The 26,451-nt window shown below is 35.6% G+C and carries 26 protein-coding genes; 6 read left to right on the top strand and 20 right to left on the bottom strand.

Translation table 11 applies throughout. The features are described 5' to 3' along the window. The 8 genes from ACTCIM_RS10480 to ACTCIM_RS10515 form a co-directional block, all read right to left on the bottom strand. The coding region (locus ACTCIM_RS10480) for a CBS domain-containing protein (protein ID WP_472315502.1) at positions 1–288 on the bottom strand (288 nt) is incomplete at its 3' end. Between the two features lie 19 nt (positions 289–307). After that, the gene (locus ACTCIM_RS10485) at positions 308–409 is read right to left on the bottom strand and encodes a helix-turn-helix domain-containing protein (protein ID WP_472315504.1); all 102 of its coding nucleotides are present in this window, start codon (positions 407–409) and stop codon (positions 308–310) included. Beyond that, entirely contained in the window at positions 367–1,659 is a 1,293-nt protein-coding gene (locus tag ACTCIM_RS10490; protein WP_472315506.1) for a sigma-54-dependent transcriptional regulator, read from the bottom strand. Before ACTCIM_RS10490 ends, ACTCIM_RS10485 begins: the two co-directional genes overlap by 43 nt. 4 nt (positions 1,660–1,663) lie before the next feature. Then, positions 1,664–2,686 carry a sensor histidine kinase gene (locus ACTCIM_RS10495; RefSeq protein WP_464279860.1) on the bottom strand — a complete coding sequence of 341 codons (1,023 nt, stop codon included), beginning with the start codon at positions 2,684–2,686 and terminating at the stop codon, positions 1,664–1,666. 451 nt (positions 2,687–3,137) lie between these two features. After that, entirely contained in the window at positions 3,138–4,949 is a 1,812-nt protein-coding gene (locus tag ACTCIM_RS10500; protein ID WP_464279859.1) for an SLC13 family permease, read from the bottom strand. Positions 4,950–5,079: 130 nt separating this feature from the next. Next, a complete protein-coding gene (locus ACTCIM_RS10505) occupies positions 5,080–5,610 on the bottom strand; it encodes a hypothetical protein (RefSeq protein ID WP_464279858.1) in 531 nt (176 codons plus the stop codon). Positions 5,611–5,637: 27 nt separating this feature from the next. Beyond that, positions 5,638–6,111, bottom strand: coding sequence for a hypothetical protein (locus tag ACTCIM_RS10510; RefSeq protein ID WP_464279857.1), 474 nt, complete (start codon positions 6,109–6,111; stop codon positions 5,638–5,640). Between the two features lie 9 nt (positions 6,112–6,120). After that, positions 6,121–6,285, bottom strand: coding sequence for a hypothetical protein (locus ACTCIM_RS10515; RefSeq protein ID WP_472315508.1), 165 nt, complete (start codon positions 6,283–6,285; stop codon positions 6,121–6,123). A 281-nt stretch (positions 6,286–6,566) separates the two neighbouring features. Between ACTCIM_RS10515 and lon the strand changes: the two genes are divergently transcribed. Both lon and ACTCIM_RS10525 read left to right on the top strand, forming a co-directional pair. Next, positions 6,567–8,585 carry an endopeptidase La gene (gene lon, locus ACTCIM_RS10520; RefSeq protein WP_472315510.1) on the top strand — a complete coding sequence of 673 codons (2,019 nt, stop codon included), beginning with the start codon at positions 6,567–6,569 and terminating at the stop codon, positions 8,583–8,585. A 250-nt stretch (positions 8,586–8,835) separates the two neighbouring features. Beyond that, positions 8,836–10,116 (top strand): L-cysteine desulfidase family protein, encoded by a 1,281-nt coding sequence (locus ACTCIM_RS10525; RefSeq protein WP_472315512.1) that lies wholly within the window; start codon positions 8,836–8,838, stop codon positions 10,114–10,116. On the opposite strand, the gene ACTCIM_RS10530 is transcribed toward ACTCIM_RS10525, so the two are convergent. The 12 genes from ACTCIM_RS10530 to ACTCIM_RS10585 all read right to left on the bottom strand — a co-directional run bounded on the left by ACTCIM_RS10530 (position 10,113) and on the right by ACTCIM_RS10585 (position 22,267). Beyond that, entirely contained in the window at positions 10,113–10,661 is a 549-nt protein-coding gene (locus ACTCIM_RS10530) for a nucleoside deaminase (RefSeq protein WP_472315514.1), read from the bottom strand. The genes ACTCIM_RS10525 and ACTCIM_RS10530 overlap by 4 nt on opposite strands. Next, a complete protein-coding gene (locus ACTCIM_RS10535; protein ID WP_472315516.1) occupies positions 10,655–11,554 on the bottom strand; it encodes a TIGR00269 family protein in 900 nt (299 codons plus the stop codon). Before ACTCIM_RS10535 ends, ACTCIM_RS10530 begins: the two co-directional genes overlap by 7 nt. A 7-nt stretch (positions 11,555–11,561) precedes the next feature. Next, the gene (locus ACTCIM_RS10540) at positions 11,562–11,756 is read right to left on the bottom strand and encodes a ubiquitin family protein (RefSeq protein WP_472315518.1); all 195 of its coding nucleotides are present in this window, start codon (positions 11,754–11,756) and stop codon (positions 11,562–11,564) included. A 10-nt stretch (positions 11,757–11,766) separates the two neighbouring features. Continuing rightward, positions 11,767–12,780: an ABC transporter ATP-binding protein gene (locus ACTCIM_RS10545; RefSeq protein WP_029968288.1), complete on the bottom strand. Its 1,014-nt coding sequence runs from the start codon at positions 12,778–12,780 to the stop codon at positions 11,767–11,769. Between the two features lie 33 nt (positions 12,781–12,813). Next, positions 12,814–13,773, bottom strand: a complete 960-nt coding sequence (locus tag ACTCIM_RS10550) for an oligopeptide/dipeptide ABC transporter ATP-binding protein (protein ID WP_029968280.1) — start codon at positions 13,771–13,773, stop codon at positions 12,814–12,816. Between the two features lie 6 nt (positions 13,774–13,779). After that, on the bottom strand, positions 13,780–14,700 hold the full coding sequence (locus ACTCIM_RS10555) for an ABC transporter permease (RefSeq protein WP_472315520.1): 921 nt from the start codon (positions 14,698–14,700) through the stop codon (positions 13,780–13,782). Further along, the gene (locus tag ACTCIM_RS10560; RefSeq protein WP_464279851.1) at positions 14,697–15,674 is read right to left on the bottom strand and encodes an ABC transporter permease; all 978 of its coding nucleotides are present in this window, start codon (positions 15,672–15,674) and stop codon (positions 14,697–14,699) included. The genes ACTCIM_RS10555 and ACTCIM_RS10560 overlap by 4 nt, the downstream gene beginning before the upstream one ends. A 73-nt stretch (positions 15,675–15,747) precedes the next feature. Then, positions 15,748–17,301 carry an ABC transporter substrate-binding protein gene (locus ACTCIM_RS10565; RefSeq protein WP_472315522.1) on the bottom strand — a complete coding sequence of 518 codons (1,554 nt, stop codon included), beginning with the start codon at positions 17,299–17,301 and terminating at the stop codon, positions 15,748–15,750. A gap of 67 nt (positions 17,302–17,368) precedes the next feature. Next, positions 17,369–18,376 carry an endolytic transglycosylase MltG gene (mltG, locus tag ACTCIM_RS10570; RefSeq protein WP_472315524.1) on the bottom strand — a complete coding sequence of 336 codons (1,008 nt, stop codon included), beginning with the start codon at positions 18,374–18,376 and terminating at the stop codon, positions 17,369–17,371. After that, the gene (gene ruvX / locus ACTCIM_RS10575; protein ID WP_472315526.1) at positions 18,373–18,789 is read right to left on the bottom strand and encodes a Holliday junction resolvase RuvX; all 417 of its coding nucleotides are present in this window, start codon (positions 18,787–18,789) and stop codon (positions 18,373–18,375) included. The genes mltG and ruvX overlap by 4 nt, the downstream gene beginning before the upstream one ends. After that, positions 18,789–20,849, bottom strand: coding sequence for a (Fe-S)-binding protein (locus ACTCIM_RS10580; protein WP_472315528.1), 2,061 nt, complete (start codon positions 20,847–20,849; stop codon positions 18,789–18,791). The genes ruvX and ACTCIM_RS10580 overlap by 1 nt, the downstream gene beginning before the upstream one ends. Positions 20,850–20,857: 8 nt before the next feature. Then, complete coding sequence (locus ACTCIM_RS10585) at positions 20,858–22,267, bottom strand: FAD-binding oxidoreductase (protein WP_472315530.1); 1,410 nt, start codon at positions 22,265–22,267, stop codon at positions 20,858–20,860. 131 nt (positions 22,268–22,398) lie between these two features. Here ACTCIM_RS10585 and dxs point away from each other — a divergent pair, with 131 nt between their 5' ends. The 4 genes from dxs to ACTCIM_RS10605 form a co-directional block, all read left to right on the top strand. Next, positions 22,399–24,285 (top strand): 1-deoxy-D-xylulose-5-phosphate synthase, encoded by a 1,887-nt coding sequence (dxs, locus tag ACTCIM_RS10590; RefSeq protein ID WP_472315532.1) that lies wholly within the window; start codon positions 22,399–22,401, stop codon positions 24,283–24,285. 1 nt (position 24,286) lies between these two features. Next, a complete protein-coding gene (gene thiC, locus ACTCIM_RS10595; RefSeq protein WP_464279845.1) occupies positions 24,287–25,552 on the top strand; it encodes a phosphomethylpyrimidine synthase ThiC in 1,266 nt (421 codons plus the stop codon). Between the two features lie 4 nt (positions 25,553–25,556). Further along, positions 25,557–26,138: a class IV adenylate cyclase gene (locus ACTCIM_RS10600; RefSeq protein WP_464279844.1), complete on the top strand. Its 582-nt coding sequence runs from the start codon at positions 25,557–25,559 to the stop codon at positions 26,136–26,138. A 92-nt stretch (positions 26,139–26,230) separates the two neighbouring features. Beyond that, positions 26,231–26,451, top strand: a 221-nt coding sequence (locus ACTCIM_RS10605) for a roadblock/LC7 domain-containing protein (RefSeq protein WP_472315534.1), incomplete at its 3' end; no start/stop codon positions are given.

The raw sequence follows: 26,451 nt of genomic DNA on the forward strand, positions 1-26,451 counted from the left end.
AATCATAATCTCTCCAGCTTTTTTATCTGCCACTTTGTTGATACATTTACGCAAATAATCATCAATCTCTGGTTCTTGAATGGATTTTAAAAGATTGGAATCCATGTATTTTGGCAGCACTACTTTTAACAGGTCATAACCAGTAATGATTCCCTTTAATTTTAAATCATCTTCCACCACATAGATTTGCCGTGGTGCCAATTTACCCATTTTACACAATAGAGTTTTAAAACCGCATTCTGGAGTCGCCAAGACTAAACGCCTCCTCATCAATCTGGATACTAACATAAATCCTCCCTGATAAGTTTTAGTATTCTAAATTATATTTTTTTAATTTTCTCCACAAAGACACCCTATCTATTCCTATCAGTTTAGCTGCTTTGGTTTTATTGAAATTGCATTGTTCCAAAACCCAATAAATATACTTTTTTCCACTTCTTCCAGCGATGGAATATCAGAGGAATCTTTGTTGTAAATAATTATGTCCATTCCCTTTAAATAACCGGGTAAATCATCAGGAGCTAAAATTTCATTTTGACTTAAAGCTACCATTCTTTCTATTACATTTTCCAGTTCTCTAATGTTGCCAGGCCAGGTGTAAGTTTTAAGGAACTTTATGGTTTCTGGGTCAAAGCCTTTTATGTTTTTTTGTTGTTCTTGAGTTTTTTTCACCAAAAAATAATTCGCCAGGATGGGTATATCCTCTTTGCGCTCTCTTAAGGGTGGAAGAGTTATGGAAATTACATTTAGCCTGAAAAAAAGATCTTGTCTGAAGTTGCCTTCTTCTATTTCTTCTTGAAGGTTTCTGTGGGTAGCAGCTATAAAGCGTACATCTATTTTAACAGGTTTAGTAGCTCCAACCCTTAAGAGTTCTTTTTCCTGGATAACCCGAAGTAATTTTACCTGTTGAGATAGAGGCATGTCCCCAATTTCATCCAAAAATAAAGTTCCTTTATTGGCTTCTTCAATTAACCCTTTTTTAAAACTATAGGCTCCAGTAAAAGCTCCCTTTTCATGTCCAAAAAGTTCATTGGCAATTAACTCTTCAGTAAAAGCTCCACAATTAAAGGCAATAAAAGGATAATTTTTTCTTGGGCTTAATTCGTGGATAGCTCTGGCTATAAGTTCTTTACCTGTACCACTTTCGCCAGTAATAAGAATATTGGTATTGGTTGGAGCAACTTGTTCTATAGTTTTTAGAACACTTTTAATTTGTGGGCTTTCTCCCTTTATTTTACTCAAGATATTTTCTTTAGAAAGTTCATTTTTTAATTTTATATTTTCTAAAATTAAATTCCTTTTAGTTATAGCTTCTTTGACTATACTTCTAATTTTATCTATGTTGTAAGGCTTTTCTACATAATTATAAGCACCAATTTTCATTGCTTTTACAGCAGTATCTACAGTAGCATAACCAGTTAAAAGAATTACTTCTGTGTTAGGATATAATTCTTTAACCTTTCTTAAAATTGATATTCCATCTATTTCTGGCATTTTTAAGTCTGTTATAACTATATCAGGTTCTGATTTCTCTAGAAACTGCAAAGCTTTTTTAGGATTATCTATAGCTATAACCTTATAGCTATCTTTATTTAAAATATGCTCTAAATTTTTTAAAGCAATTTTTTCGTCATCTATAATGAGTATAGTATTTGTCATAATCTTAAACAATTATAGCTTTAGGGATAGTAATGGTAAATTTAGTTCCTTTATTTAGTTCACTTTCTACTTCTATTTTACCCCCGTGTTGTTCTATAATCCCTTGTGAAACAGCTAGACCCAGGCCTGAACCTGCTCCTACATCTTTTGTAGTAAAAAAAGGATCAAATATTTTTGAAAGGTTTTCTTTGGGGATTCCTGGGCCAGTATCCTCTATATAAAAGCGTAAATCCTGATCATTGTTTACAGTTTCTGCTCCTATAATGATTTTTCCAGGGTTGTTATCTATGGCCTGAATGGCATTTAAAATGAGATTTAAAAGGACCTGTTGAATTCTCCTGGAGTCAAGTTTGACTATCAGGTTTTCCGGCACTTTTATTTCAATTTGTAAATGAGTTGGAATTTCTCCCTGGATCAACTTTAGAGTTTTTTGAATAAGAGTCTTAAAATTAACCTCCTTAGGATTAAAGGAAGATTCTCTGGAGAATTCTAAGAGACTTTTGACAATGTCTTTGGCTCTGTCTACCTGTCTTAGGGCCTCTTCTAAAAGCTCTTGGTGCAGCTTAATGTCTCCTCCCTCTAATTCTTCCAGGATAATTTGTAGAGAAGTAGAGATGTTGTTTAGCGGGTTATTTATTTCATGAGCTACTCCAGAGGTTAAAGTACCTAGAGCAGCCATTTTTTCCTTTTGTAAAAGTTGTCTGTTTCGCAGGCGCATTTCTTTAAGGAGGTTGTTTATGTTTTCTGCCAGATTTTCAAATTCGTCTCCAGTTTTTATCTTGGGAATAGATTCGTAATCTCCAGATACGATTTTTTGAATGGCTTTTTCTATATTTTTTAAGGGCTTATTTACATTCTTTACTAAAAATAGAAAGGTTATAATAGCCAATAAAACAAAAGAGGATATACTTATTAATAAGAATATTCTTGAGCTTTGTATTATTTTTTTTATTTCACTTCTTTTCTCGTTTATTGCTTTTTCTAGTTCTATAGTGGCAAGTCTTCCTTTTTCTTGTATACTTGTCATGTTTATATTTTCTAGAGAAAGAGAAGAATTATATTTTGTTATAAAATTTTTTATTTCTTTTTCATAATTTTCAATTAAAACTAATTCTTTTTTTAAGAAATCACTATTTTCTTCTTTAAGAAGTTCATTAATCTGAATTTTTCCTTTGTTTAAAAATTCAATTGCAATTTTTAAATTACTTATATCTTTAGTTATAAAAAAATTTTTCTCATATCTTCTTGACTCTAATATATTATTTAGAAGAGATTCTTTTTTTTCTAATATATGAATAGTTGTATTTAATCTATTATAGTTTAAAAATCCTAAAATTGATACTAGTATAACTATACTAAATAAAATAAAAAAAGTTATAACAATTTTTTGTCTCAAGCTTAGTTTATACTTCATAGCTTTTTCTAAAGGAATTCAGATCATACAAGACCTGAATTCCTTTTTACTATTTTTTGAGATATTATTGAATACCGTAGAAAAAGTAAAGCATACCTAGCTCTACCACCAAGAAAAGGATGGTCATAATTGTCCCTGCTTTGGCATAATCTACAGTTCTATATCCTCCAGGTCTCATAACCAGCGCATTTACTTGGTGTGTGGGTAAAACAAAGGTATTGGAAGCAGATAAGCCTACCACCAGGGCAGCCATTCTGGGATCACCTCCTGCCATGACTGCCATGTTCATACACAACGGCACCAGGAGTACCGTAGCACCTACATTGGAGATAACTAGAGTGAAAAAGGAAGTCATTAATCCTATTACTGTTAGAAGAATAATGGGAGTGGGTTGACCTATTAAGCTTAATACCTTGTGGGCAATAAAAGAGGCAGTGCCTGTTTTTTCAAAAGCAATACCCAGAGGAATTAAACCTGCTAACAAAAATACTGTCATCCAGTCCACAGAACGATAAGCTTCATCTACAGTAAGCACTCCGGTGATAATCATGCCCAAAGCGCCAGACATTAAGGCTACGGAAAGTTTTACTTTGAAGAAAATAATTTGAGCCAGGGCTAAAGCCAGCCAAAAGGCAGCCCACTTGGCTTTATGGGGTTTTAAAATTTCACCTTCTAAAGGACTGGCAAAGGCAATGGGCCTAGGTTGAGGTCTTCCTTTTAAAATATGAAACTTTTCCCAGGGACCAAATAAAAGTAAAGTATCTCCCAATCCAAGTTTCATTTGAGTTAAGCCAGAATAATATATTCTATTGTTTTTGATTAGAGCAATGGGAGTAACTCCATACATTTCTTTAAACTTAGTTTCATACAAAGTTTTACCAATCAATTCTGATCTTGGAGTGATAATGGCTTCGGCAAGTCCTGCGTTGGTTTTGGCAAGTTCTTCGGAAAATACTTCTAATCCATTTTTTAAAATAAAATTTAATTCCTTGGCCATAATTTCTACATTTTTCTTTTTACCAACTACAGCAATCGTATCGTTTGGTTCTAAGATATCTTCACTTTTGGGAACTAAAATTTTTTCTTTCTTTTTCTCTTTAGCAATAGCTACAATGGTAACCAGATATTTTTCTTTTAGCTGGAGTTGAAGTAAACTCTGGGGAGAAAAATTGGCTGGAACTTGTAATTCAAAAATACTTTCCAGTCCTGTATAAGCCTCTAACAATAAATCTGAAATACCTTTTTCCGATGTACCTTTACCTGCAGGTAAAACATATTTGCCAAAAAAAGCAAAATAAATAATTGCCGAGGCTAAGAGGGCTATACCTATAGGAGTTTGAGTAAAAAGCCCAAAGGGGGTTAATTTTTCTCCATTTAAGACCATTAAATCATTTAAAAGAATAGTGGGGCTTGCACCTACTAAAGTGATTGTGCCACCAATAATGGCACAAAATCCCATGGGCATAAGGATTCTGGAGATGGGAACGCCTGTGCGTTTGGCTATTCTTTCGGCTGCAGGCAAAAACAGGGCAGCCGCACCAATGTTTTGCATCATACTGGAAATAATACCCACTGTTCCAGCAATAAAGGTAATAATTCTTTTTTCACTTTTTCCTGCCAGTTTAATTATTGGTTTGGCTACTTTGTTCATTATGCCAGTTTTATCCAGTCCAGCTCCAATGATAATGACAGCAATAATGGAAACAACAGCATTTGAGCTTAGACCCACAAAGGCTTCTTGGGGTGTTACCAGGCCAATTAGAGGCAAGATTACCATCATCATGATTCCAACAACATCTACTCTTACCCACTCAGAAACAAAAAGAAAAATAACAAATCCTAAAACAATCATAGTAAGCAGCATCTCTGGTGTCATAATCCCTCCCGAATCAATTCATTTATTATAATGCTTATTTTTTGTTTTCTTTTCTAAATAAGAAACAGAGAATAAAGGTTACTACGATAATAAAAATTCCAAAATAGAATTGACTTCCCATACTTTCCTCCTAACAAAGTGAATATACACACAGCCTTTCTTCAGCTTGTTCTGCATTGGTAGTGTATTCTCTATCAATATCAGAGATAACAAATTCAATGGGATTTTCTTGAGATAAAATTTCCAAAGCCTTTTCTTTGGCTAAAAGAAATACTTTGTGTTCTATTTCTATTCCCAATTCTTTGGCCTTTTCTTGAAATCTAGCAAAGGAGCGTTTGCTTTCTTCTAAAAAGGATTTCTCTAAATTTTGTTTTAATTCTTGGTTAAAGGGGGTGTCATTTTTGATAGGTGCAGAATTACAAGCCAGAATTTTATATCCCATTCTTTTAGCCATATCTAAACTGTAGTCCATCATTTTTTCACTAAAGTTGGAACTTTCACTTAAAACCAGAAGTTTTGGAGAGATTGTATTGGAAGAAGATTTTTCTTGCAGAAGTTGACTTGCTCCTTTAATGTCTCCTTCTTCTGCAAAAGTTACTGCTTCCTGATATTTTTCTAATTTTTCTCTCGCTTTTTTGCTAAATAATTTTTTAAAAAACATAAAATCCTCCTATATTATTTTTTTTAATTATTTTACAACTACTAAAGGGGTGTTTATATCCTTTCTTAAAGTGAACACTTGCTTAGAGTTTAGACCAAGAGAATAGACTGGTAATATAGTCATTACTATATTTCTATGCTTTATAATAAATTCTTTTATTTCTTTTACAATATCACCTTGTTTTATGTATATATCTGGTATTTTTGCTTTATCTATGGGTTTATATTTATTTATAATTTCTAACTCTTTTTGGATATTTTTTTTGTATTCATCTAAGGTAAGTGCTTCTGCATAAGTTATACTTACCATGCTATCTTCTAAAAACCATCTAATTTTTTTAAATTTATCTTTAATTTTATCTAAATAATTCTTTTCTGCTGAAAGAGACATTACTTCCAAGATAGAGAATTTACTATTTAGTTCTTCACTTAATTCCCAAGCATACTTTAATGCTTTGGGGTTTAAGTTAAAATTACTACTAGCAAGTAGGATGCAACTCATAAACTTCTCCTAACATCTAGGTCTAGATGTTGGTCTGGAACAAACTTTTTTTTCAGGCCTTAAATTGTTTTGTTTTTTAGATTCCTGTAAAAAAAACTTAGCCTCTTTAGGGCAATTGGCTTCAGCAAAACTAATTGCTACCATTAATTTTTCTAATTTTTCTCTGAGTTTCATTTTTCTACCCTCCTTTGTTTAGGGAATGAGCATAAAGCATGCCATAATTAACATTTTGAAATTATTGAATATATTTTTTAGTTCTATTTAGTTGTTGTTGCAAAAAGAAATAGTCTTTTAAAGATAAGTAGGATGGTTTTAGATAAAAAATAAAATATTATAAGTAGTTATGATGTAAATATTGTTTTGTTGCAAATGGCAATATCCAGCTGAAGGGCTATTTCTTGCTTTTTTTCTTTTTTTTAAGTTATAGCAAAATAGTCATTTGAGGAGGATAGATTATGTTTTTTCGCAAGGATAAAGAAAATCAAGAAAAAGAAGAAGTTAAAACTAGTGAAGAACAATATTCAGGAGAATTAAAAGTTTTAGAAACCAGAATTATAGACTCTTCTTTACCTGAAGAAGTAAAAAAAGTTTTATTAAAAGAACTGGAAAAAATAAAATATATTAGTACTTCTTCTGCAGAGTACACTATAGGATTAAACTACATAAACTATGTTTTAGAATTACCCTGGGATATTATAACACAGGATAATTTAGATTTAAAGCATGCTAAAGAAATATTAGATGAAGATCATTATGGGTTAGATGATGTTAAAGAGAGGATTTTAGAGTTTTTAGCCATAAGACAACTTAGAAGTAGGAAAAAAGTAAAAATTTTAGTCGTAGACGACGAAAAAATAACCTGTTTAAACTTAAAGCATGTCCTGGAAAAAGAAGGTTATGAAGTTGAATATTCCTTGAATGGAGCTGAAGCTATACATAAAATAGATAATAACAAATATGACTTGGTTATTACTGATCTTAAGATGCAAGATGTAGATGGTTTTGAACTTTTAGATTATGTAAAGAAAAAGGATAAAAATATAGAAGTTATTATCATTACTGGTTATGCCACGGTTTCTAGTGCAGTTTCTGCTTTAAAAAAAGGTTCTTATCATTTTTTATCCAAGCCCTTGGAGCTGACAGAAGTTCGCAATACCGTAAAAAATGCCCTCAATAAAAGGATGGTTCGCCTGGATCCTAGAGGACCTATTCTTTGTTTTGTTGGTCCTCCTGGCACAGGTAAAACTTCTTTGGGCCTTTCTATTGCCAGAAGCCTGGGTCGCAAATTTGTCCGCATATCCCTGGCAGGAGTAAAGGATGAGGCTCAGATAAGGGGGCATCGCCGTAGTTATGTGGGAGCTTTACCTGGTCGTATTATTCAGGAGATAAAAAATTGTGGCAGTAAAAATCCTGTTTTTATGTTAGATGAACTGGATAAAGTCAGTCAGGATTTTAAAGGAGATCCTTCAGCTCCTTTACTGGAAGTTTTAGATCCAGAACAAAACAAAGCTTTTGTTGATCATTATCTGGAAATTCCCTTTGACCTTTCCAAGGTGATGTTTATTGCAACAGCTAATACCTTAGAGACCATTCCTGGTCCTTTGCTGGATAGGTTAGAGGTAATTCATCTTTCTGGCTATACTCAGGAAGAGAAATTACAAATTGCCAAAAATTATCTTATTCCCAAAGCCGTTGAAAAATCTGCTTTAGGCGATTTTGAACTGGAGTTCCCTGAACAAGGAATTCGCTATCTTATTGCGCATTATACCAAGGAAGCCGGGCTTAGGGGGTTGCAAAGGCAGATAGATGCTGTTTGTCGGAAACTGGCCAAGGAGTTTTTACTTTCAGATAAAAGACAAGCCAGGGTAGATGAACAAAAGATTGTAGAGTTACTTGGTCCGCCTAAATATATGCCTCTGGTTTTAGATGCCCAGGATAGAGTAGGGGTTAGTACTGCTTTGGCCTGGACTCCTACAGGTGGAGAAATTTTGTTTATAGAAGTGTCTAAGATGAAAGGAAATAATAAACTGATTTTAACAGGCTCCTTAGGAGAAGTGTTAAAGGAATCTGCTCAAGCTGCGGTTAGTTTTTTTAAGAGCAGGGCCAGTGAGTTTGGCATTCCAGACAGTTTTTTTGCTACTCATGACTTACATATCCATGTACCTGCAGGTGCCATTGCCAAGGATGGTCCTTCGGCTGGCTTGGCCATTGCTGTGGCCCTTTATTCGCTTTTGCTGGATGTACCTTGTAAAAGAAAAATAGCCATGACTGGAGAAATTACCCTCACAGGTAGAGTTTTACCCGTTGGCGGCATAAAAGAAAAACTACTGGCTGCTTCTTTGGCTGGTGTAGAAAAGGTTATTTTACCTGAAAAAAATAAAGGGGATTTAAGTGAAGTCTCAGAAGATATTAAAAAGGATTTAGAGATCATTTTGGTCAGGGATTTACAGGAGGCTTTAAAGTTAGTGGTTTAAATTTAGTTTACTTATTAATTTATCTCTTATTTTTTTAAGCTCTGGTTTAAAAATCCTTTTTATCTGTTTTGCCTGGAGACTTTTTGAGATAAGGTCGTCTATCTAGAAGGATTGGAAACTTTTCCTGGTTTTCTTTAGTCTTTATAAACCAGATTAATTTTTCAGGCAGTTATTTTCACATTGCTAAGTAGAAACTATTTTGTTATTTTTTTTAAGAGTTAACTATATTAAATTAAAGGATTTTTTAGAGATGAACCTGTTAAAAAAGGTGTTAGAAAAAGAAGTTTTTTTGGCTTTGGGGTGTACTGAGCCCATTGCTGTGGCCTATGCCTGTAGTATTGCTTCTTTTTATCTTAATTCTCCCTGGGAGAGATTGGAGATTGTTTTGGATTCTGGAGTGTATAAAAATGGTTTTTCTGTGCACATCCCCAATACTAATGGAGAAAAGGGCAATCTTTTAGCTGGAGTTTTAGGTGCACTTATTGCTAAACCTGAGTTAAAAATGGAGATTTTAAAAGAAGTCGAACCTGATAAGTTAAAGAAGGCCAAAGAAATTGTTGATTCTCAAAAAGCTAAGTTAATTTTAGATCATAGCAAAAAAAATTTATACATTGAGGTTAGAATCTTTTCCAGTGCAGAATATGTAAGGGTTGTAGTTCAACATTCTCATACCAATCTGGAATTGGTAGAAAAGAATAAAGAAATAATTTTTTCTGCTCAAAATAGTAAAGAGACAGAGAAAGAAAAAGATGATTATAAAAAGCAACTTCAGACAAAACATATCTCTGATTTTATAGAATTGGTGGAAGCTATAGATAAGGAAGATTACCAGTATATTTTAAAAGGAGTTTTTACTAATCTAAAAATAGCTGAAGAGGGGCTTAAATTAAAAAAAGTAGGGTATTATTTGCAGAGGCTAGAAGATAAGGGCTTTATTAGTAAAAACATTTTCTCTCAGGTAAAAATTTTAACTGCTGCTGCCACTGATGCCAGAATGGCTGGAGTAAACTTGCCGGTGATGGCCAGTGGTGGTAGTGGAAACCAGGGAATTGTTGCCATTTTAGTACCCTATTTGGTGGGTAAGGAATTTGGAATAAAAGAAGAAACCATAATAAAAAGTATAGGCTTTTCTCATTTATTAAACAGTTATGTTAAAGCTTTTACTGGGAGCCTTTCTTCTCTTTGTGGTTGTGCCATTGCTGCTGGAGTGGGAGCAGCAGCTGCTATAGTTTATCAGCAACAAAAGGATAACCTGACCAATATTTCTCTGGCTATAAATAATATTATCAGTGATATTGGGGGCATGCTTTGTGATGGAGCAAAGGGTGGATGTGCTTTAAAGGTTGCCACTTCTGCAGATTCAGCTCTAAGAGCTGCTTATATGGCTTTAAATGGATATGGAATAGGTTATGAAGATGGTTTTATGGGTAAAAGCGGGGAGGAGACTATTCAAAATTTAAGCAAAATTATTGCCCTGGGCATGCCCAAAGCCAATGATGTGATGCTGGATATTATGACTTATAAAGTTTAGTAGATTATTTTTTGCGCTTGCTTATAGGTTTTTAGCACTGCACCAGCTTGTTCTGCTAAAAAGGGGCCTTGAACTTCTATTCCCTTATTCTTTAAGTATTCCCAGGATTGAGGGAAAATTGGCCCTTCATCAAAGCCAATTTCTCTGGCCATAGAAGCTGGAGCGCCAAAAACTACTTTATCTATTCCTGCCCAAAGACAAGCTCCTAAACACATGGCACAGGGCTCAGAAGAAGAATATAGCTCTACAGAGGTAATCTTATTTAGATGAAAATGTCCTAGTTTTTTATGAGCCAGTAAAAAGGCAACAATTTCTGCATGTAAGGGAGAACAATTGGTAGAAGTTACCAGGTTTACTCCCAGGGAGATGAGTTGGCCAGTACGGGCATCAAAAATAGCAGCTCCAAAGGGGCCGCCTGTATCCTGTACAAGGTTTTCTCTGGCCAGAGTAATAGCCAGTTCCATTTTTTCTTCTGGTGTGGAAAAGGTAGTATTGGTAAAATACTTATCCAACCAGGAAGGAAGAGTTATTTCTATTGTTAACATGCTAAAAGTTCTTTGATTCTACAAACTCCGCATATTTCTCCAGAAGTGGGATATCCACACCTGGAGCAAGCATTAAGAGGAGAATTTTTTCTGGAAGCTGCTAATTTAAAGGGTTTTTGTCCTTGCTTTAAAAAAGTTTCGTAAAAATTTAATTTTCTACCAGGTTGTTCCTGTTCGAGACTGGCAATAAGTTTTTTATAAAAAGTAAAACTGGCTCCTTTGCTAAAGGGACAGGGTTTATAGCTATAATTTATACCCTTTAAAAAGGCGTAGTTGGCTATTTCAAATTCAGTAAGACGATAGAGAGGCTTTACCTTTTTTACAAAGCCTTGCTCTTCTTTTAAAACTGGTCCCTGGTCGCTTAAATAATCTATATCCCAGCGCAAGGTATTGGCAAAAAGCCTGGCCACTTCATCGTCCAAATTGTGTCCAGTAGCTAGCACGGTAAAACCTTTTTCTTTGGCAAAGAGATTAAAATGGTAGCGTTTTATTTGTCCACAGGCAGAGCAAATGGGACGGGAAAGGCGTTTTTTTACCTCTGGAATGGAAAGTCCTTCTTTTTTCATTTCCAAGACATAGAGGGGAATGGACTGCAGGGTGCAAAAATCTTCCACGGTTTTTCTTACTTCAGCAGAAGACTCAGGTATATTTAAGTCAATATGTAAGCCAGAAACATTATAGCCCAGTTCTTTTAATTGCAGAGTAAGGGCCAGGGAATCCTTGCCTCCACTTATGGCCACCAGAATTTTATCTTCAAAGCTAAACATATTTTGGGCTTTGATAGCCTTTTCCACCTGGCGTTTAAAATATTCTAAATAGCAGCTGGGACAAAAACCAGCATTATGACTGGGTAGAGCTACTACAGCCTTTTGTTTACAACGCGTACATTTCATTTATAGTTTAACCTCTGGAAGTAATTTGACGCACAATAATGGTGTCTTTAGGATAAATTTTTTCATCAGGAGTTAATAATTCTCCATTTCTAATAATCAGGGCTTGGGTTGGGTAAAGATTTAATTTGTTTAATAAGGCTCTGACAGATTTAATTTTAGGTAAAATTATTTCTTTTTCTTCTGGTTGCAGGATGACTTTCATGGTTTTTACCTTATATTCTTTTTTCTTCTACTCCGTGACAGGCCACTTGGGTTTGGTTGTCCAGGGTAATGAGTTCAGGGATTTCCTTTTTACAGCGTTCATTGGCATGGGGACATCTTAGGTGAAATACACAGCCAGAAGGCAGGTGAATAGGGGTGGGCACCTCTCCCTTTAGTTTAATGTGCTTTAAGCCAGTTTCCCCGAGTTTGGGAATGGCTGAAAGTAGAGCTTGAGTATAAGGATGTCTGGGAGAATCAAAGAGATTTTCAGTGGGGCCCATTTCACATATTCTGCCTAAATACATAACTGCCACTCTAGAGCTTATGTGTTCTACCACAGAAAGGTCATGAGTAATAAAAAGATAAGAGAGATTTCTTTTTTCCTGGGCTTCCATAAGTAGGTTTAAAATCTGGGCTTGAATGGAAACATCTAAAGCAGAGATAGGTTCATCAGCTACAATAAACTCTGGGTCTACCATAAGGGCTCTGGCAATGCTGATACGTTGACGTTGCCCTCCTGAAAATTCGTGAGGATAACGGTCTGCCCAGCCTGGATCCACACCTACTTGGGCCATTATTTCTTCTACTTTTTCTTTGATTTCTTTTTTACTTAAAGAGGGTTGATGAAAGCGAATAGGCTCTTCTAAAGTAGTTCTTACTGTTTTTCTGGGATTAAGAGAAGCATAGGGATCCTGGAAAATCATTTGCATTTTGGTTCTAAAGGGCAACATCTTTTTAGGAGATAAATTATCTATGCGATTTCCTTTAAAGAAAATTTGTCCTTTATTGGGTGGATACAAACCTAAAACAGTCCTGCCCAGGGTGGATTTCCCGCAACCACTTTCTCCTACCACTGAAAAGGTTTCACCTTTATTTATAGTTAAACTTACCCCATTTAAGGCTTTTACTGTTTTCTTTTCCAGATATATTTTGCCCTTATTAAAACGCAATTGATCTAAAATTCCACCTGAAATGTCAAAGTGTTTGACCACATTTTGTACTTCTAAGATTTGCTCCCTTTGCATGATTAATTTGCTCCTAAAATTTTCTCCAAAATTCTAAGCATAAAGATGGCAGGCCACTTCTCCCTTATCTACGCTTTTTAGAGATGGTTCTATTTGACTGCAAATGTCTTTTTTAAAGGTACATCTGGGATGAAAAGGGCAGCCTGAGGGAATTTGATTTAAATTGGGCATTATGCCTGGAATCTGGTAGAGTTTTTCCCCTTTTTTGTGGGTTTGAGGTAAGGCCTTGATTAAACCCTGGGTGTAGGGATGTTTGGGGTTAGTGATAATATCCAGAGTTTTTCCCTTTTCCACTATTCGGCCTGCATACATTACAGCTATTTTTTGAGTAGTCTGGGATACTACTCCCAGGTCATGGGTAATCAGAATCAACCCCATTTTTTCTTTAATACAAAGTTCTAAGAGTAGGTCCATTATTTCAGCCTGAATGGTAACATCCAGAGCTGTGGTAGGTTCATCTGCAATAATAAGTTTAGGAGTAGTTAAAAGGGAAATGGCAATGACAATTCTTTGCCGCATTCCCCCTGAAAACTCATGCGGGTATTGTTTGAGTCTGGTTTCTGGAGAAGGAATATAAACCTTTTTGAGACATTCTATAGCAATTTCTGTGGCTTCTTCTTTGGATATCTGTTTGTGGGCTAGCAGGGTTTCTGTCATCTGAGTGCCAATGGTCAATACTGGATTTAAGGTCATCATGGGGTCCTGGAAAATCATGGAAATCTTATTCCCTCTGATAGACCGCATTTGTTCAAAATTGTATTTACTTATATCTTCTCCTTCAAAAATAATTTCTCCTCCAGCAATAAACCCGGGTTTGCTGATAAGATTGATGATGGAAAATCCAGCTACAGACTTTCCAGCACCACTTTCACCCACCAATCCCATGCGTTCGCCAGGAAGAAGAGAAAAGTTTATTCCATTAAGTGCAGTAAGTGTTCCTGTACGCAGAGCGAATTTAACTACCAAATCTTTTACTTCTAACAATTTATCCATTGTTTCTTAACCCTTATATAATTTAGGATTGAGTACGTCTCTTAGCCAATCTCCAAGCAGGTTTATTACCAAAATTAAAATCACCAATAAAATTCCCGGGAAAATAGTAATCCACCAGGAACCACTAAATATATATTCAAAACCTGAATTAATGAGAGAGCCTAAAGAAGGTTTGGTTACAGGCATACCCAATCCCAAAAAGGACAAAGCAGCTTCACTCATAATGGCATTGGCTACCTGGATAGTGGATATGACCAGGATGGGAGAAAGGGTATTGGGTAGAATGTGTTTCCACATAATCCTGCCAGAACCAAAACCAATAACCTTAGCTGCTTCTACATATTCTTTCTTTTTTTCTGCCAATACAGAAGCCCTAACAGTTCTGGCATATTGAGGCCATTCAGCCAGGCCAATAACTATAATAAGAAAGGGTACAGCCAGTTCTTCGTATTTATTTATCCCAAAAAAGGCCTGAAAAATAGCTGAGATAAAGATAGCTACCATTAAGGTGGAGAAAGATAACTGTACATCAGCAAGACGCATGAGCAGAGAATCCAGTTTACCGCCAAAATATCCTGCTATCAGACCAATAACCACACCTAAAAAAGCTTGTAAAAAAACTGCCCCTAAGCCAATAAGTAAAGACACTCTCATTCCATAGAGCATGGTGGAGAGAATGTCTCTTCCCTGGGCATCTGTGCCTAGAAGAAAGTTAGGATTTCCTCCTTCCATCCAGATGGGTGGAGTTTCTGCATCTAGAACATCAATGGTAGTGGTGTCATAAGGGTCATGGGGTGCTATTATAGGTGCAGAAAAACTGCAGACAACCAGCATTACCAGCACGACGAAACTGACAATGGCCACCTTATCGTGAATAAAACTGTGAAAAAAGTAAGAATTTTTAAATTGTTGCCATTTAGTACTCATTTTTTCCCCGTTATTCTTACCATTGGATTTACTAAACCATAAATAATATCTACCAGCGTATTTATCAGTACAAAAACAAAACCTACAAAAATTAGATAGGAAACCAGAAGAGTGGTATCAGCTCTTTCCACTGCTTCTACAAAGAGAAATCCCAGCCCCTGCCATTGAAAAACACTTTCAGTTAAAATGGTAAAAGCAATCAGAGTTCCAAGCTGTACTCCGCCTACTGTGATTACTGGCAATAAAGTGTTTTTAAAGGCATGCACGAACCAAATTCTTTTGGGTTTAAGTCCTTTAGCCCAGGCAAAGCGAATATACTCTGATTCCAGTACTTCCATCATTTCTGCTCTAATGAGTCTTACGAAAAGAGGAAGCATAATGGAGGTCAGGGCAATAGAGGGCATTACCAAGTGTTTTAATCCATCCCAGGTAAAAAGCCCTGAATACCAATATCCCCCTATATGAACTAGCTCTCCTCGTCCAAAGGAAGGCATTACTCCCAGTTTTACGGAAAATATGTAAATAAGCATTATTGCCGTTAAAAAGACTGGTATGGAAACTCCCACCACACTAGCTCCCATAATCAGTCGAGATAAGAATTTTTTAGGAAAAATAGCGCAATAGATTCCCAGAGGAATCGAAAAGACAATGACTAAAATAGAGGTTACAAAAACCAATTCCAGAGTGGCAGGTGCTTTGGATAAAATAACATCTACAGCTGGTTTCTTATAAAAAAAAGACCTGCCCAGATCACCATGGAGTGCTTTTTTTAAAAATCTTCCATATTGGATGAAAAAGGGATCATTTAGTCCCAGTTTTTCTCTTAAGGCCTCTCTTTCTTTTTTGGATACTGAGATACCTACTAAGTCTCTTACTGGGTCTCCAATTTGATGCTGAATAGAAAAACCAATAAGACTTATCACTAACATAACAAAGACAGCTTGTAAAAATCGACGTACAATAAAAGCAAACATAGTTCTTCTTTTCCACTCTCAATTTTTTTATAAAGAAGAGGGGAGAGTTATCTCCCCTCTTTTAATGGAATTATTATTCCATAATTAGGTTCCCAAAGTAGGGGAAGTTTTGTTTATTTACAATATCCTTGGCATTTTTAAGCTTTTTGGAAGCAGCCCAAGAAAGGTGTTGCCAGTGCAAAGGTACAAAAGCAGCGTCTTCGTAGAGAATACGCTCTACTTTTTGTAAGATAGCTTTTCTCTTTTCTACATTGGTCTCAGTTTGAGCTTGTAAAATAAGTTTATCTACTTCTGGGTTACAGTAGTTTCCACTATTGTATTGGCCATAGCCAGTCTTTTCATCAGGACACATAAGTAAGAACTCAGTATAGTTGGCAGAATCTTCAGTATCAGGATGCCAACCAATCATTTGAATATCAGCAGCCCTAGCATCAAACTGATCCCAGTATTGAGCCTTGGGCATGGTTTTTAAGTTAACTTTGATGTTAATTTTAGAAAGCATACTAGCTACAGCTTCAGCAATTTTTTCGTCATTTACATAACGGTTGTTAGGAGCAATCATAGAGCACTCAAAACCATTGGGATAGCCAGCTTCTTTCATAAGTTGCTTGGCTTTTGCCAGATCATAACGAGGGGTTAACTCTGGTACATGACCTAAGAAACCTTCAGGAGATTGCTGACCTGCTGGAGTAGCTTTGCCTTTCATGATTTTTTCTACAATACCTACATTATTTACAGCATAAACAATAGCCTGACGAACCTTTTTGTTGGCAAATTCAGGACGTCTCTTTTGGTTGAGTTGGAAAGTAATGATTCTCGCTCCAGGCATAGTAATAAGCTGCAAGTTGGGATTTTTTTCAATTCTGGAATAGTCTTGAGGTGGAACAGGCATAATGAAGTCCACGTCTCCAGAAAGCAAAGCGGCAACTCTGGTAGCGTCATTTTTAATGGGTGTCAAAATAATTTCATCTACATTACCAGAGTTTTTGTCCCAGTAGTCCTTAAAAGCCTTTAAAATCCATTTTACTCCCTGTTCTCTGTAAGCTACAACATACTTTCCTGTGCCAGATTCGTGAGAATTGGCAAAAGAAGGACCAGTCTTGACAATAGCATCTTTAGGCTGACCATTCTCGTCTTTGCCAGTATAAAATTTGCTGTCCATGGGGAAAATATAGGTAGCCATGTTTAAGAGCAAAGGATATGGCCCCTTAGTGATGATATCAATGGTATAATCATCTACAATTTTGGGCTCAGCAAAGGGCTCAAAGAGGCCTTTAAAGTCTGGACTTTTTTTCAAACGAGCCATGGTCCAGGCTACATCTTTGGCAGTAAAAGGATTGCCCGAATGAAATTTTACCCCTTTACGCAAATAAAAACGCACAGTTGTGGGATTTAAGCGTTCCCATTTTACTGCCAGACGAGGTTCAAATTTCATATCCTGAGTCCAGCGAACCAAGGGATCAAAGACCAGTTGGGAGTACTGCAACATCCCACCAGAAAGTTGAACATGCGGATCCATGGATACAGGATCTGCGTCCATGGCCAATCTTAAAGTTTTAGCATTGGCCAAACCAAACAAGCACAGACTAAGAAGAATTCCTAGTCCAAGAGAAAAAAGTTTGCGCATACAAAACCTCCCAGTTAAAGGGTTTTTTTAAAGGTTTAACAAAAAAACAAAACACCCCCTCCAACCATTATCGCCTCCCCTTTAACTGAAATTTTAAAACTGCGCTAGTATGTTTTTTTAGAGTTTCGCTAAAAAAATGGGAACCATCTCCTTTAGCTACAAAGTATAAATAAGAATGTTTTTTAGGCTGTAAGGCTGCCTTGAGAGAGTCAAGGCCTGGAGAACAAATAGGTCCAGGTGGTAATCCCTTATATACATAGGTATTGTAGGGATTAGTTTTATCTTTAAGATGAGATTTTTTCAAGTTTCCATCAAAATCTAACCCTAGTCCATAGATTACTGTGGGATCACATTGAAGGAGCATGTTTTTTTTCAATCTATTAAGAAAAACTCCAGCAATAAGAGGTTTTTCCTCTGGTAAAGAGGTTTCTTTTTCTATTAAAGAAGCCAAAATTACGGTTTTTTGAATTTGATCTGGAGAGAAGTCTGGAAATAGGTGGGCAGTTTTTTGTTTAAAGGCGTTGAGAAGTAAAAGGACTAATTCTTTAGCAGTGTATTGTTTGGTTTTGGACAGAAAGTAAGTACTGGGAAATAAATATCCTTCCAGAGAGGGGCCTGGAATATGGAATTTGTTTTTTAACTCTGCATCAAAGACGGCCCTTTTAAATTCTTCAAAGGAGACAAACCCCTTTTTTTCCAGAATATGGGCTGTTTGCCACCAGGTTAAACCTTCTGGTATGGTTACAGGAAAAAGAACCTCTTTCCCTGAACATAAAAGGTTATAGATTTCTTCTAAGGATAGGTTGGGATTAAATTCATATATTCCTGCTTTTATAGATTTAGAAGGGGAAAAAATTTTTTTAGCTAGTTTAAATAAAAAGATATCTCCAATAATTTTTTTTTGTTTTAATACTTTTAATACTTCATTAGTAGGAGTCTGGGGATTTATTTCTAAAGTTATACTATTAGTATTTAGTCTTTTTTGAGGTTGTTTCCAAAAAATATACAGATAGTAATAACTACCTATAACTAAAAGAAGTAAGGTTATAAAAAAATAGATAAAAACTTTTTTCATGATGTAGTTTGAAAATAGGAGTCTAAAATAATGACAGCTGCGAGTTGGTCTATATTTTTTTTATCTTTTAATTTTTTTTTACTAGCAGAAGATTTTAATATTTTTTCTGCTTCAAAAGAAGTCAGGGCCTCATCTACACTCAAGACAGGTAAGCCTAACTTGGAATTTAAGCGTTTAATAAAATTTTTTACCTGTCTGGTAGTTAAAGATTCCTCTCCATTTAAATACCTTGGTATACCTATTACTATTTTTTTTATGTCTTCTTTTTTTACTATTTCCTTTAGTTCTATAAATAGGCTCTCATTATCTTTTTTTTCTAATGTCTTATAAGGAAAAGACATTTTAAACTCTTCATATCCTAAGGCCAAACCTATTCTTTTTAAACCAAAGTCTATTCCCAATACCTTACTCATTATATATCTAGTATAATTTTATTATTTTCTTTTTTGCTTTTTTTGATCTTTTTAATAAAATCATTTTTCCACTTTGGTCCGCCTATGCACATGCTAAGATATTCTACGGTATGCAAAACTGAATATTTGTATTTTAAAATATTCAGAGCTCTTTTAATACCAATCTTACAAGAGGGACAGCCTACAATTATGGGTAGATGAGTAGGGTAGTCTTTTAAATCTTTTTTTAAGTTTTCTAATTTTCTTTCTCTTATTTTATTATATATTTCTGGAGAAGTTAAGGCTCCAAGTCCGCTTTCTCCACAACAACCAGGAGTTATTTGAACTGGGGTTTTGAGATAGCTAGATATGTTTTTAGCGTATACTTCAGGACTTTTTACTGGATTTACTCCTACCCACTCACTATGACAGGCAGGATGATAAATTATTTTATCTTGAGGAATAGAGCAAAGCTCAGGTAGATGGTTTAAAATAAATTGAACTACATCCAGATGCGTAATTGATTGATTATTTATTTTTAAGTTATAATTTTGCGTTGCTTCTCTACAGGTACCACAGGAAGTTAAAAAGAAGTTTAGGTCTTGATTTTCTTTTTGAGAAATAATCTTTTCTATGAGGGTTATATTGGACTCTCTTATTTTGGAGTAAGCATTTTGAGCTCCGGATACCAATAAAGGATAACCGCAGCACAGATGTTTTGGTGGTATTACTACTTTTACTTTGCTTTTTAAGAGTAAGTAGATACTGGCCAGGCCAATACTTCTATAAAATACACTGGCCCCACATCCTGGAAAGTAGAAAACAGTTGTGCTATATTCCTTAGGAGTAAAAATAAAATATTTAGAGGTATCAATTGTTTCATAAAGATTGAGAAACTCAGTTTCTGGACCTTTTTCTTTAAAAAGGGGATTGTTTATTTTTTTACGCCAGACTTCAGGTACAAAAGGAATTATTTTATTTTGTATTCTCTGTCCAATGCTAACAAATTTGGCGCTTTTGGGTATATATTCTTCAGGATTTTGCGATATTAAATTGAGTATTTTGTGTTTGATGGGATGGCCTGAAGACTCTCTACCTTCTAAAAAGTTTCTTAGCATCAAAGCTACTTCTGCATTTTTTATTTTTACAGGACAGACAAAGGTACATTTACCACAAGCTGTACAGTGTTCCATTATTTTTCTTAATCTATGCAGCAATTCCTGGTCAGGCTCTCCTGTTAGCAGCTGGGTATAATAAATTGCTTCTATAAGGGCACCAAGGGTGATATTTTTGTTTCGAGGATGAAAAAGAAGCCCTTTTTCTGGTAGATACATAGGGCAGACTTGTTTGCATTTACCACAACGAGAACATATTTGAATGTTTTTTAAGAGAGTGATTAATTCTTGTTTTTCGCTTTCCTTTAAAGCACTTCCTTTTATATCCTGGATTAAGTGGTTAAAGGAAAAGGTATAGGGTTCTACTGGTAATTCTTTTTGGATCAATTTCTTAGGATTAAAGATGTCATTGGGATCAACTATACTTTTATATTCTCTAAGGGCTTTTATCTTTTCCGTTTCTAAAAAGTTTATTTTAGTTACTCCAATTCCATGTTCACCAGAAATTTGACCTCCCAATTCTAATACCTTGGCAAATATTTTTTCTGTTGCCTCTTCTGCTTGGGCCAGCATTTCTAGGTCATTGGAGTTTACAGGAATATTTACATGGCAATTGCCATCGCCTGCATGCATGTGATTGGCAATTTCAATACGAGTAAGAAAAAGTTCATTTAAAATATTATCCAGATCTACTTTTAAAGCTGAATATCTTGACTTCAAATCTTGAAAGAAAAAGCCTATTTGTACCTGTAACTCCTGTTCAGATAACTGGTCCTTATTTATTTTATTTTTTAAGATTTTTGAAGCTATATCTAGTTCCATGTGAATAAATTCATCTTCTATGTCTATACCAGGAAGATTTTGTACTTTTTGTAAAGCTTTTCTATAGGCTTTAGCTAAATAATATAAATTTAAATTTTCCAAAAAATCAGAAAAGGCAGGTACTGCTTCTAAGGGAATAACCACATCTTCATTTATTTTGAATCCACTGGTTCTTTTAGTAATGGCCGAAAGTTTATGTCTATCTTCCGAGAGGTTAGTTCTACTATTTTGTGTACAGCATCTTCTAAAGCTTCTAGGTCATCTGAATCTAACTGGAGAAGTAATACAGATATGGGTTCACCTTCGTAGCGGGTTGATTTTTTTTGATACTCGATAGCCTGGACATATTTAATTCCAAATTCTTCTAAAGCTGAGATTTTAACCAGATCTCCCTGGGTTCTTATGGTATCTCTTAATTTTACAATATCATTGATGACCAGAGCTGCATTGCGCATGGATTTGCCATAAAATTCTAAACAAAGAGTCCTGGACAGGGCAGGTTTGGGATGGAGTATAAAGCAAATTTCAGTGATAATGCCATCAACACCTTCTTTTTGAATACCAGGAAGTCCTCCTAAATATTTATTGGTTACATCTTTGCCCAGTCCTGCTTTTCTTATTTCTTCTCCTTTTAAGCGAATTACCTCTTTTAATTTTCCTTGCTCGTTATAAATTTCAAAAGTAGCTGTTTCTTGAGGTAATATTTTATGACGAGGGTGATTTTTTCTCTTTACCTCTATTAATTCTCCAGTGGGCAAGATCATTTTGTAGCTTAAGATATTGTCCAGAGTGGTTCCATATTCAAAAGCATAAGGACCACCAGCATTTTCAGCTACATTTCCGCCCAGAGAAGAAGCAGCCTTGGAAGCAGGATCTACGGTCAAAAGTAAGTTATATCTGGCAGCAGCCTTTATGGCATCTAAGGTAATAACTCCGGCCTGGACGCAGAGATAGAGATTATCCGGGTCAATTTTAAGTATTTTTTTTAGCCTGCTTAGACTTAAAATTACAGATCTTCTTCCTGCAGGTACTGCTCCACCAGTAAGGCCAGAGCCACCTCCACGGGGAATAAGGGAAAAGTGAAGTTCGTTGGCTAATTCAATGATTTTTCTAATTTGAGTGGTACTTTCAGGAAAAAGGACCATAAGGGGAAGTTCCATGCGCAGGTCTGTGGCATCAGTAGAACATTCAGCAATGGCATTGGGTTCTAAAGATATTTGCTCTTCTTCCATAAATTGTTTTAGTCTTTTAACTACTTTTTGCTTAAAAGCTTCATCCTGCTCAAATTCTTTCCAGTAATTTTCTAAACAGGTGGAAATTATTTCATAATATTCTTCAGAAAGAGAGGTCCTTTCACCTTTCAGGCGGGAAAAAACACTTTGCCTTACCAACTGGGGCTTGATAAAAGGATTATAACGAATAATAAAAATTTCTGCTGCCAAACTGAGCGCCAGGTTTTGAACACTTTCTGGCCAAGCACGAAACTGGTTGAGATTTAATTTTAAAACGCGCTTGATTAGTCGCTCAGAGGCCAGAGAAATATGAGGTTTTCTTTGACTCATTTTTTGTTCCTATTGCTTAAACTTGTAAAAAGTAAAAGTGAAGTGTAAACTATTTTTATTAGTTTTTATTGTTTTAAAAAGCAAGAGAGAAAATTGTCTGTTATTTTAGGCTATTATAAGGAGAAGAAGGTTTGGAAAAATTAGAAAAAAGTATTTTAGAAAAAATAACCAATCCTCAGCTAGTAAAAGAATTAAGTTTAGAAGAGCTCACTTTTTTGGCTCAAGAGATACGGGATTTGATTATTAAGGTTGTGGCCCGCAATGGAGGACATCTAGCTCCTTCTTTGGGCGTAGTGGAGTTAACTTTGGCTTTATTGCATGTTTTTGATCCCAGAGAAGATAAATTTATCTGGGATGTGGGGCATCAGGCCTATGCCTATAAAATCCTTACTGGCAGAAAAGATAGTTTTCCCACTTTAAGACAGATGGGAGGAATTAGTGGTTTTCCCAAACCAGAAGAAAGTCCTTTTGATCATTTTGCAGTAGGGCACTCCAGTACTTCTATTTCTGCTGGGTTGGGAATGGCAGTGGCCAGAGATTTATTGGGGAAGAAAAATAAAGTACTGGCAATTATTGGTGATGGCTCCATGACTGCTGGGCTGGCTTATGAAGGGTTAAATCAGGCTGGGGGGTTGGATAAGGATCTGGTGGTGATTTTAAATGACAATGAAGTGTCCATATCCAAGAATGTAGGAGCCCTGTCTTCTTTTTTAAGTCGTAAACTTTCCTCTCGCTGGATGATAAAATTTAAACGGGATTTTGAAAGTTTCATAAAACAAATTCCCAGGATTGGAGAAGATATTTTAACCTATGCTAAGAGAAGTGAAGAGTCCTTAAAGAGCTTTTTTACTCCTGGGATTTTGTTTGAAGCCTTTAAATTTAATTATATTGGGCCTGTAGATGGGCACAATCTAAAGAAATTAATTACTGTTTTTGAAGAGGTAAAGGAATTAAACATTCCTGTTCTGGTGCATGTCCTGACCAAAAAAGGTAAGGGATATGCACCTGCAGAAAAAAATCCAACCTATTTTCATGGCGTTGGCTGTTTTGAACCAGAAACAGGCAAGGCGAAAAAAATAGCTGCCTGTAGTTTACCCACTTATACCGAAGTTTTTGGCAGGACTTTATGTCAATTGGCCAAAGAAGACTCCAGGATTGTAGCCATAACTGCTGCTATGCCCGAGGGTACAGGGCTTTCTTTTTTTGCTGAACAATTTCCAGAGCGTTTTTTTGATGTGGGAATATGTGAACAACACGCAGTTACTTTTGCTGCTGGTTTGGCCAAAGAAGGGTTTAAGCCAGTGGTAGCCATTTATTCTACTTTTTTACAAAGGGCTTATGACCAGATAGTGCATGATGTTTGTTTGCAAAATCTACCAGTTGTTTTTTGTTTGGATCGGGGTGGCTTGGTAGGAGAAGATGGGCCTACTCATCATGGGGCTTTTGACTTTTCTTATTTGAGGCATATCCCCAACCTGGTAGTTAGTGCTCCCAAGGATGAAGCAGAATTGCAATTGCTTTTGTACACTGCTTTACAAGCTAATAAGCCCTTTGCTTTACGTTATCCCAGAGGAGTGGGAAGTGGAGTTGCTTTGTTAAAAGAATTTAGAACCCTTCCCCTTGGTCAAGGAGAACTCTTACGGGCAGGGCAGGATGCGCTAGTACTGGCTATTGGAAGTAGGGTGTATCCTGCTTTAGAAGCTATAGAAGAAATTAAAGAGTTTTCAATAGGTTTATATAACTTAATTTTTGTAAAACCCTTAAGTAAATCTTTATTAGATATGATTAAAAATTATGATAAAATTATTATAGTTGAAGAAAATACATTGCAAGGTGGATGTGGAAGCGCTATCTTAGAATTTTTAGAGGAAAATGATTGTTTAGATAAGATAAAAGTAAAAAGAATTGGACTTCCAGATATGTTTATTGAACATGGTAATGTTAATAAATTAAGAGAAAAATATGGAATAGATAAATCGTCTATAAAAGAAAAAATTTTAGCTTTTTTAAGGAGATAAAATGGATATTTTGCAAAAAAACACTTTATTAAAAAATATTTTAGAAGAAAATTTAGATTTTTTAGCTCAGACCGAAGATTTAGCTAAGGATTTGATTGTTAAAAAGCTAAGTCAAGGACAGATGGTACTATTAGCCAATCCTAAACATAAAATTAAACCCTTGTTGATTGGTCAACCTAGTAGTATTAAAGTAAATGCCAATATTGGAACTTCTCCGTTTGTCAATGACTTAAAACTTGAATTAGAAAAGGTAGAATATGCTAAGCATTTTGGCGCTCATACTTTGATGGATTTATCCACAGCTGGTAATTTAGATGAAATAAGAAAAGCGATTTTAGAGAAATCTTCTTTGCCAGTTGGTACTGTTCCCATTTATGCTGTAGCCCAAAAATATATAGCCAAAGGCGAGGATCCATCTCAGTTTAGCTGGAGCGAACTTTTGGAAGAGATTGAAAAACAGGCAGAACAAGGTGTTTCCTTTATGACTTTACACTGTGGAGTGAGTGAGCGAGCCGTATTGCTGGCTGAAAAGGAAGATAGAGTCCTGGGGATTGTGAGTAGGGGAGGGTCTATTCTGGCCAGATGGATTTTAAAAAATAAAAAAGAGAATCCCTTATTGGAAAACTATGGTGATATTTTAAAGTTGGCTAAAAAATACAATTTAACTTTAAGTTTAGGAGATGGTATGCGTCCGGGAGCTGGAGATGATGCCGGAGATAGTGCGCAATGGGAAGAGGTAATTACTCTATCTGAGCTTACCCTAGAGGCCTGGAAAGAGGGCGTGCAGGTGATGATTGAAGGACCTGGGCATGTTCCTTTAAACTATATTGCAGAGCAGGTAAAAGTAATGAAGCGCCTTTGTCATCATGCACCTTTATATGTGTTAGGGCCTTTACCCACTGATATTGCTCCAGGTTATGACCATATTGCCGGAGCAATAGGAGGGGCATTGGCTGCCTTAAATGGGGCAGATTTTCTTTGTTATTTGACTCCAGCAGAACACTTAACCTTACCCTCTTTAGATGATGTGCGTGAAGGAATTATAGCTTCTTTGATTGCAGCTAGTAGTGCAGAAATTGCCCTGGGTAGAAGACCAGCTCAAAAAAGAAATTATGCCATATCTAAGGCTAGAAAAGAACTTGATTGGGAGAAGATAAAAGACCTTGCCTTGGATAGAGAAATGGTATGTTTCCGAAGATCTAATTTTGAGGATAAGGAAGAATGTGCTATGTGCGGAGAGTTTTGCGCTGTAAAGATGCTTAGATAGTGAGATGAGTAATAGATATTTAGAACGAGAAGTAAAATTTAAACTTAATAATTTTGAAGAGTTAGAAAAAATATTACAACTTCTTAGAAAACAGGGGCAAGAAATAGTATCTTGGTTTTTTGAAAAAAATTTGGTTTTAGATGATTTTAAGGGCAGCCTTCAAAAAAAAGGAGTACTTTTGAGGTTAAGGCAGGATAAAAAAGCCAGGATTACGTTAAAATTGCCTGTTCAAAACAGTTCTTCTGAATTTAAAGAGAAATGGGAGTTAGAGGTTGAAGTAAGTGATTTTGTTTCCATGCAGGATATTTTTAAAGAGCTTGGGTTTAGAGTTAGCTTTAGTTATGAAAAGTTTCGTACAATCTGGAAGATACAAGAAGTCCTTGTGTGTTTAGATATACTTCCCTTTGGCTTTTTTTTAGAATTAGAAGGTAAAAATCTAAAGACAGTGGCAAAAAATCTGGGCTTTTCCTGGGAAAACGCTATTATTGACAATTATTTTACACTTTCTAAAAAATCCAAAGAGCAACGACTTGTTTTTAATTCTCAGGAAAAGGCGTATTTTCAACAAAAATTTTTTGATTTTTAGGAGATTTTGCATTTGTTTCTTTACATAGGAAGGAGAAATAGGTAAAAGAGTTCCTAATTTTTTAATAGTCATATTTTTGAGAGGAGGGTGGGATGGATTTGATTTTAAAAAAAGAAGATGTGGAAGAACTGGAGACCATTTTAGATAAGCTAATAGAAGAAGGTGGAGCCACCTATGCTTTGCTCACAGATTTAGCTGGAAATCTTATTTGTAGTTCTGGAAAGGCAAAGGTTGATGCTACCTCCCTGGCTGTTTTATCCGCTGCCAATTTTGCTGCTACTAGAGAAATTGCAAAGCTTATAGGTGAAAAAGA

This window comes from Desulfonauticus sp. (assembly GCF_055126295.1).

Excerpts from the sequence above, each read along its gene's own strand:
- ACTCIM_RS10490 (WP_472315506.1), bottom strand. The coding sequence starts at position 1,659 with ATGACAAATACTATACTCATTATAGATGACGAAAAAATTGCTTTAAAA.
- ACTCIM_RS10495 (WP_464279860.1), bottom strand. The coding sequence starts at position 2,686 with ATGACAAGTATACAAGAAAAAGGAAGACTTGCCACTATAGAACTAGAA.
- ACTCIM_RS10500 (WP_464279859.1), bottom strand. The coding sequence starts at position 4,949 with ATGACACCAGAGATGCTGCTTACTATGATTGTTTTAGGATTTGTTATT.
- ACTCIM_RS10505 (WP_464279858.1), bottom strand. The coding sequence starts at position 5,610 with ATGTTTTTTAAAAAATTATTTAGCAAAAAAGCGAGAGAAAAATTAGAA.
- ACTCIM_RS10510 (WP_464279857.1), bottom strand. The coding sequence starts at position 6,111 with ATGAGTTGCATCCTACTTGCTAGTAGTAATTTTAACTTAAACCCCAAA.
- ACTCIM_RS10515 (WP_472315508.1), bottom strand. The coding sequence starts at position 6,285 with ATGAAACTCAGAGAAAAATTAGAAAAATTAATGGTAGCAATTAGTTTT.
- lon (WP_472315510.1), top strand. The coding sequence starts at position 6,567 with ATGTTTTTTCGCAAGGATAAAGAAAATCAAGAAAAAGAAGAAGTTAAA.
- ACTCIM_RS10525 (WP_472315512.1), top strand. The coding sequence starts at position 8,836 with ATGAACCTGTTAAAAAAGGTGTTAGAAAAAGAAGTTTTTTTGGCTTTG.
- ACTCIM_RS10530 (WP_472315514.1), bottom strand. The coding sequence starts at position 10,661 with ATGTTAACAATAGAAATAACTCTTCCTTCCTGGTTGGATAAGTATTTT.
- ACTCIM_RS10535 (WP_472315516.1), bottom strand. The coding sequence starts at position 11,554 with ATGAAATGTACGCGTTGTAAACAAAAGGCTGTAGTAGCTCTACCCAGT.
- ACTCIM_RS10540 (WP_472315518.1), bottom strand. The coding sequence starts at position 11,756 with ATGAAAGTCATCCTGCAACCAGAAGAAAAAGAAATAATTTTACCTAAA.
- ACTCIM_RS10545 (WP_029968288.1), bottom strand. The coding sequence starts at position 12,780 with ATGCAAAGGGAGCAAATCTTAGAAGTACAAAATGTGGTCAAACACTTT.
- ACTCIM_RS10550 (WP_029968280.1), bottom strand. The coding sequence starts at position 13,773 with ATGGATAAATTGTTAGAAGTAAAAGATTTGGTAGTTAAATTCGCTCTG.
- ACTCIM_RS10555 (WP_472315520.1), bottom strand. The coding sequence starts at position 14,700 with ATGAGTACTAAATGGCAACAATTTAAAAATTCTTACTTTTTTCACAGT.
- ACTCIM_RS10560 (WP_464279851.1), bottom strand. The coding sequence starts at position 15,674 with ATGTTTGCTTTTATTGTACGTCGATTTTTACAAGCTGTCTTTGTTATG.
- ACTCIM_RS10565 (WP_472315522.1), bottom strand. The coding sequence starts at position 17,301 with ATGCGCAAACTTTTTTCTCTTGGACTAGGAATTCTTCTTAGTCTGTGC.
- mltG (WP_472315524.1), bottom strand. The coding sequence starts at position 18,376 with ATGAAAAAAGTTTTTATCTATTTTTTTATAACCTTACTTCTTTTAGTT.
- ruvX (WP_472315526.1), bottom strand. The coding sequence starts at position 18,789 with ATGAGTAAGGTATTGGGAATAGACTTTGGTTTAAAAAGAATAGGTTTG.
- ACTCIM_RS10585 (WP_472315530.1), bottom strand. The coding sequence starts at position 22,267 with ATGAGTCAAAGAAAACCTCATATTTCTCTGGCCTCTGAGCGACTAATC.
- thiC (WP_464279845.1), top strand. The coding sequence starts at position 24,287 with ATGGATATTTTGCAAAAAAACACTTTATTAAAAAATATTTTAGAAGAA.
- ACTCIM_RS10600 (WP_464279844.1), top strand. The coding sequence starts at position 25,557 with ATGAGTAATAGATATTTAGAACGAGAAGTAAAATTTAAACTTAATAAT.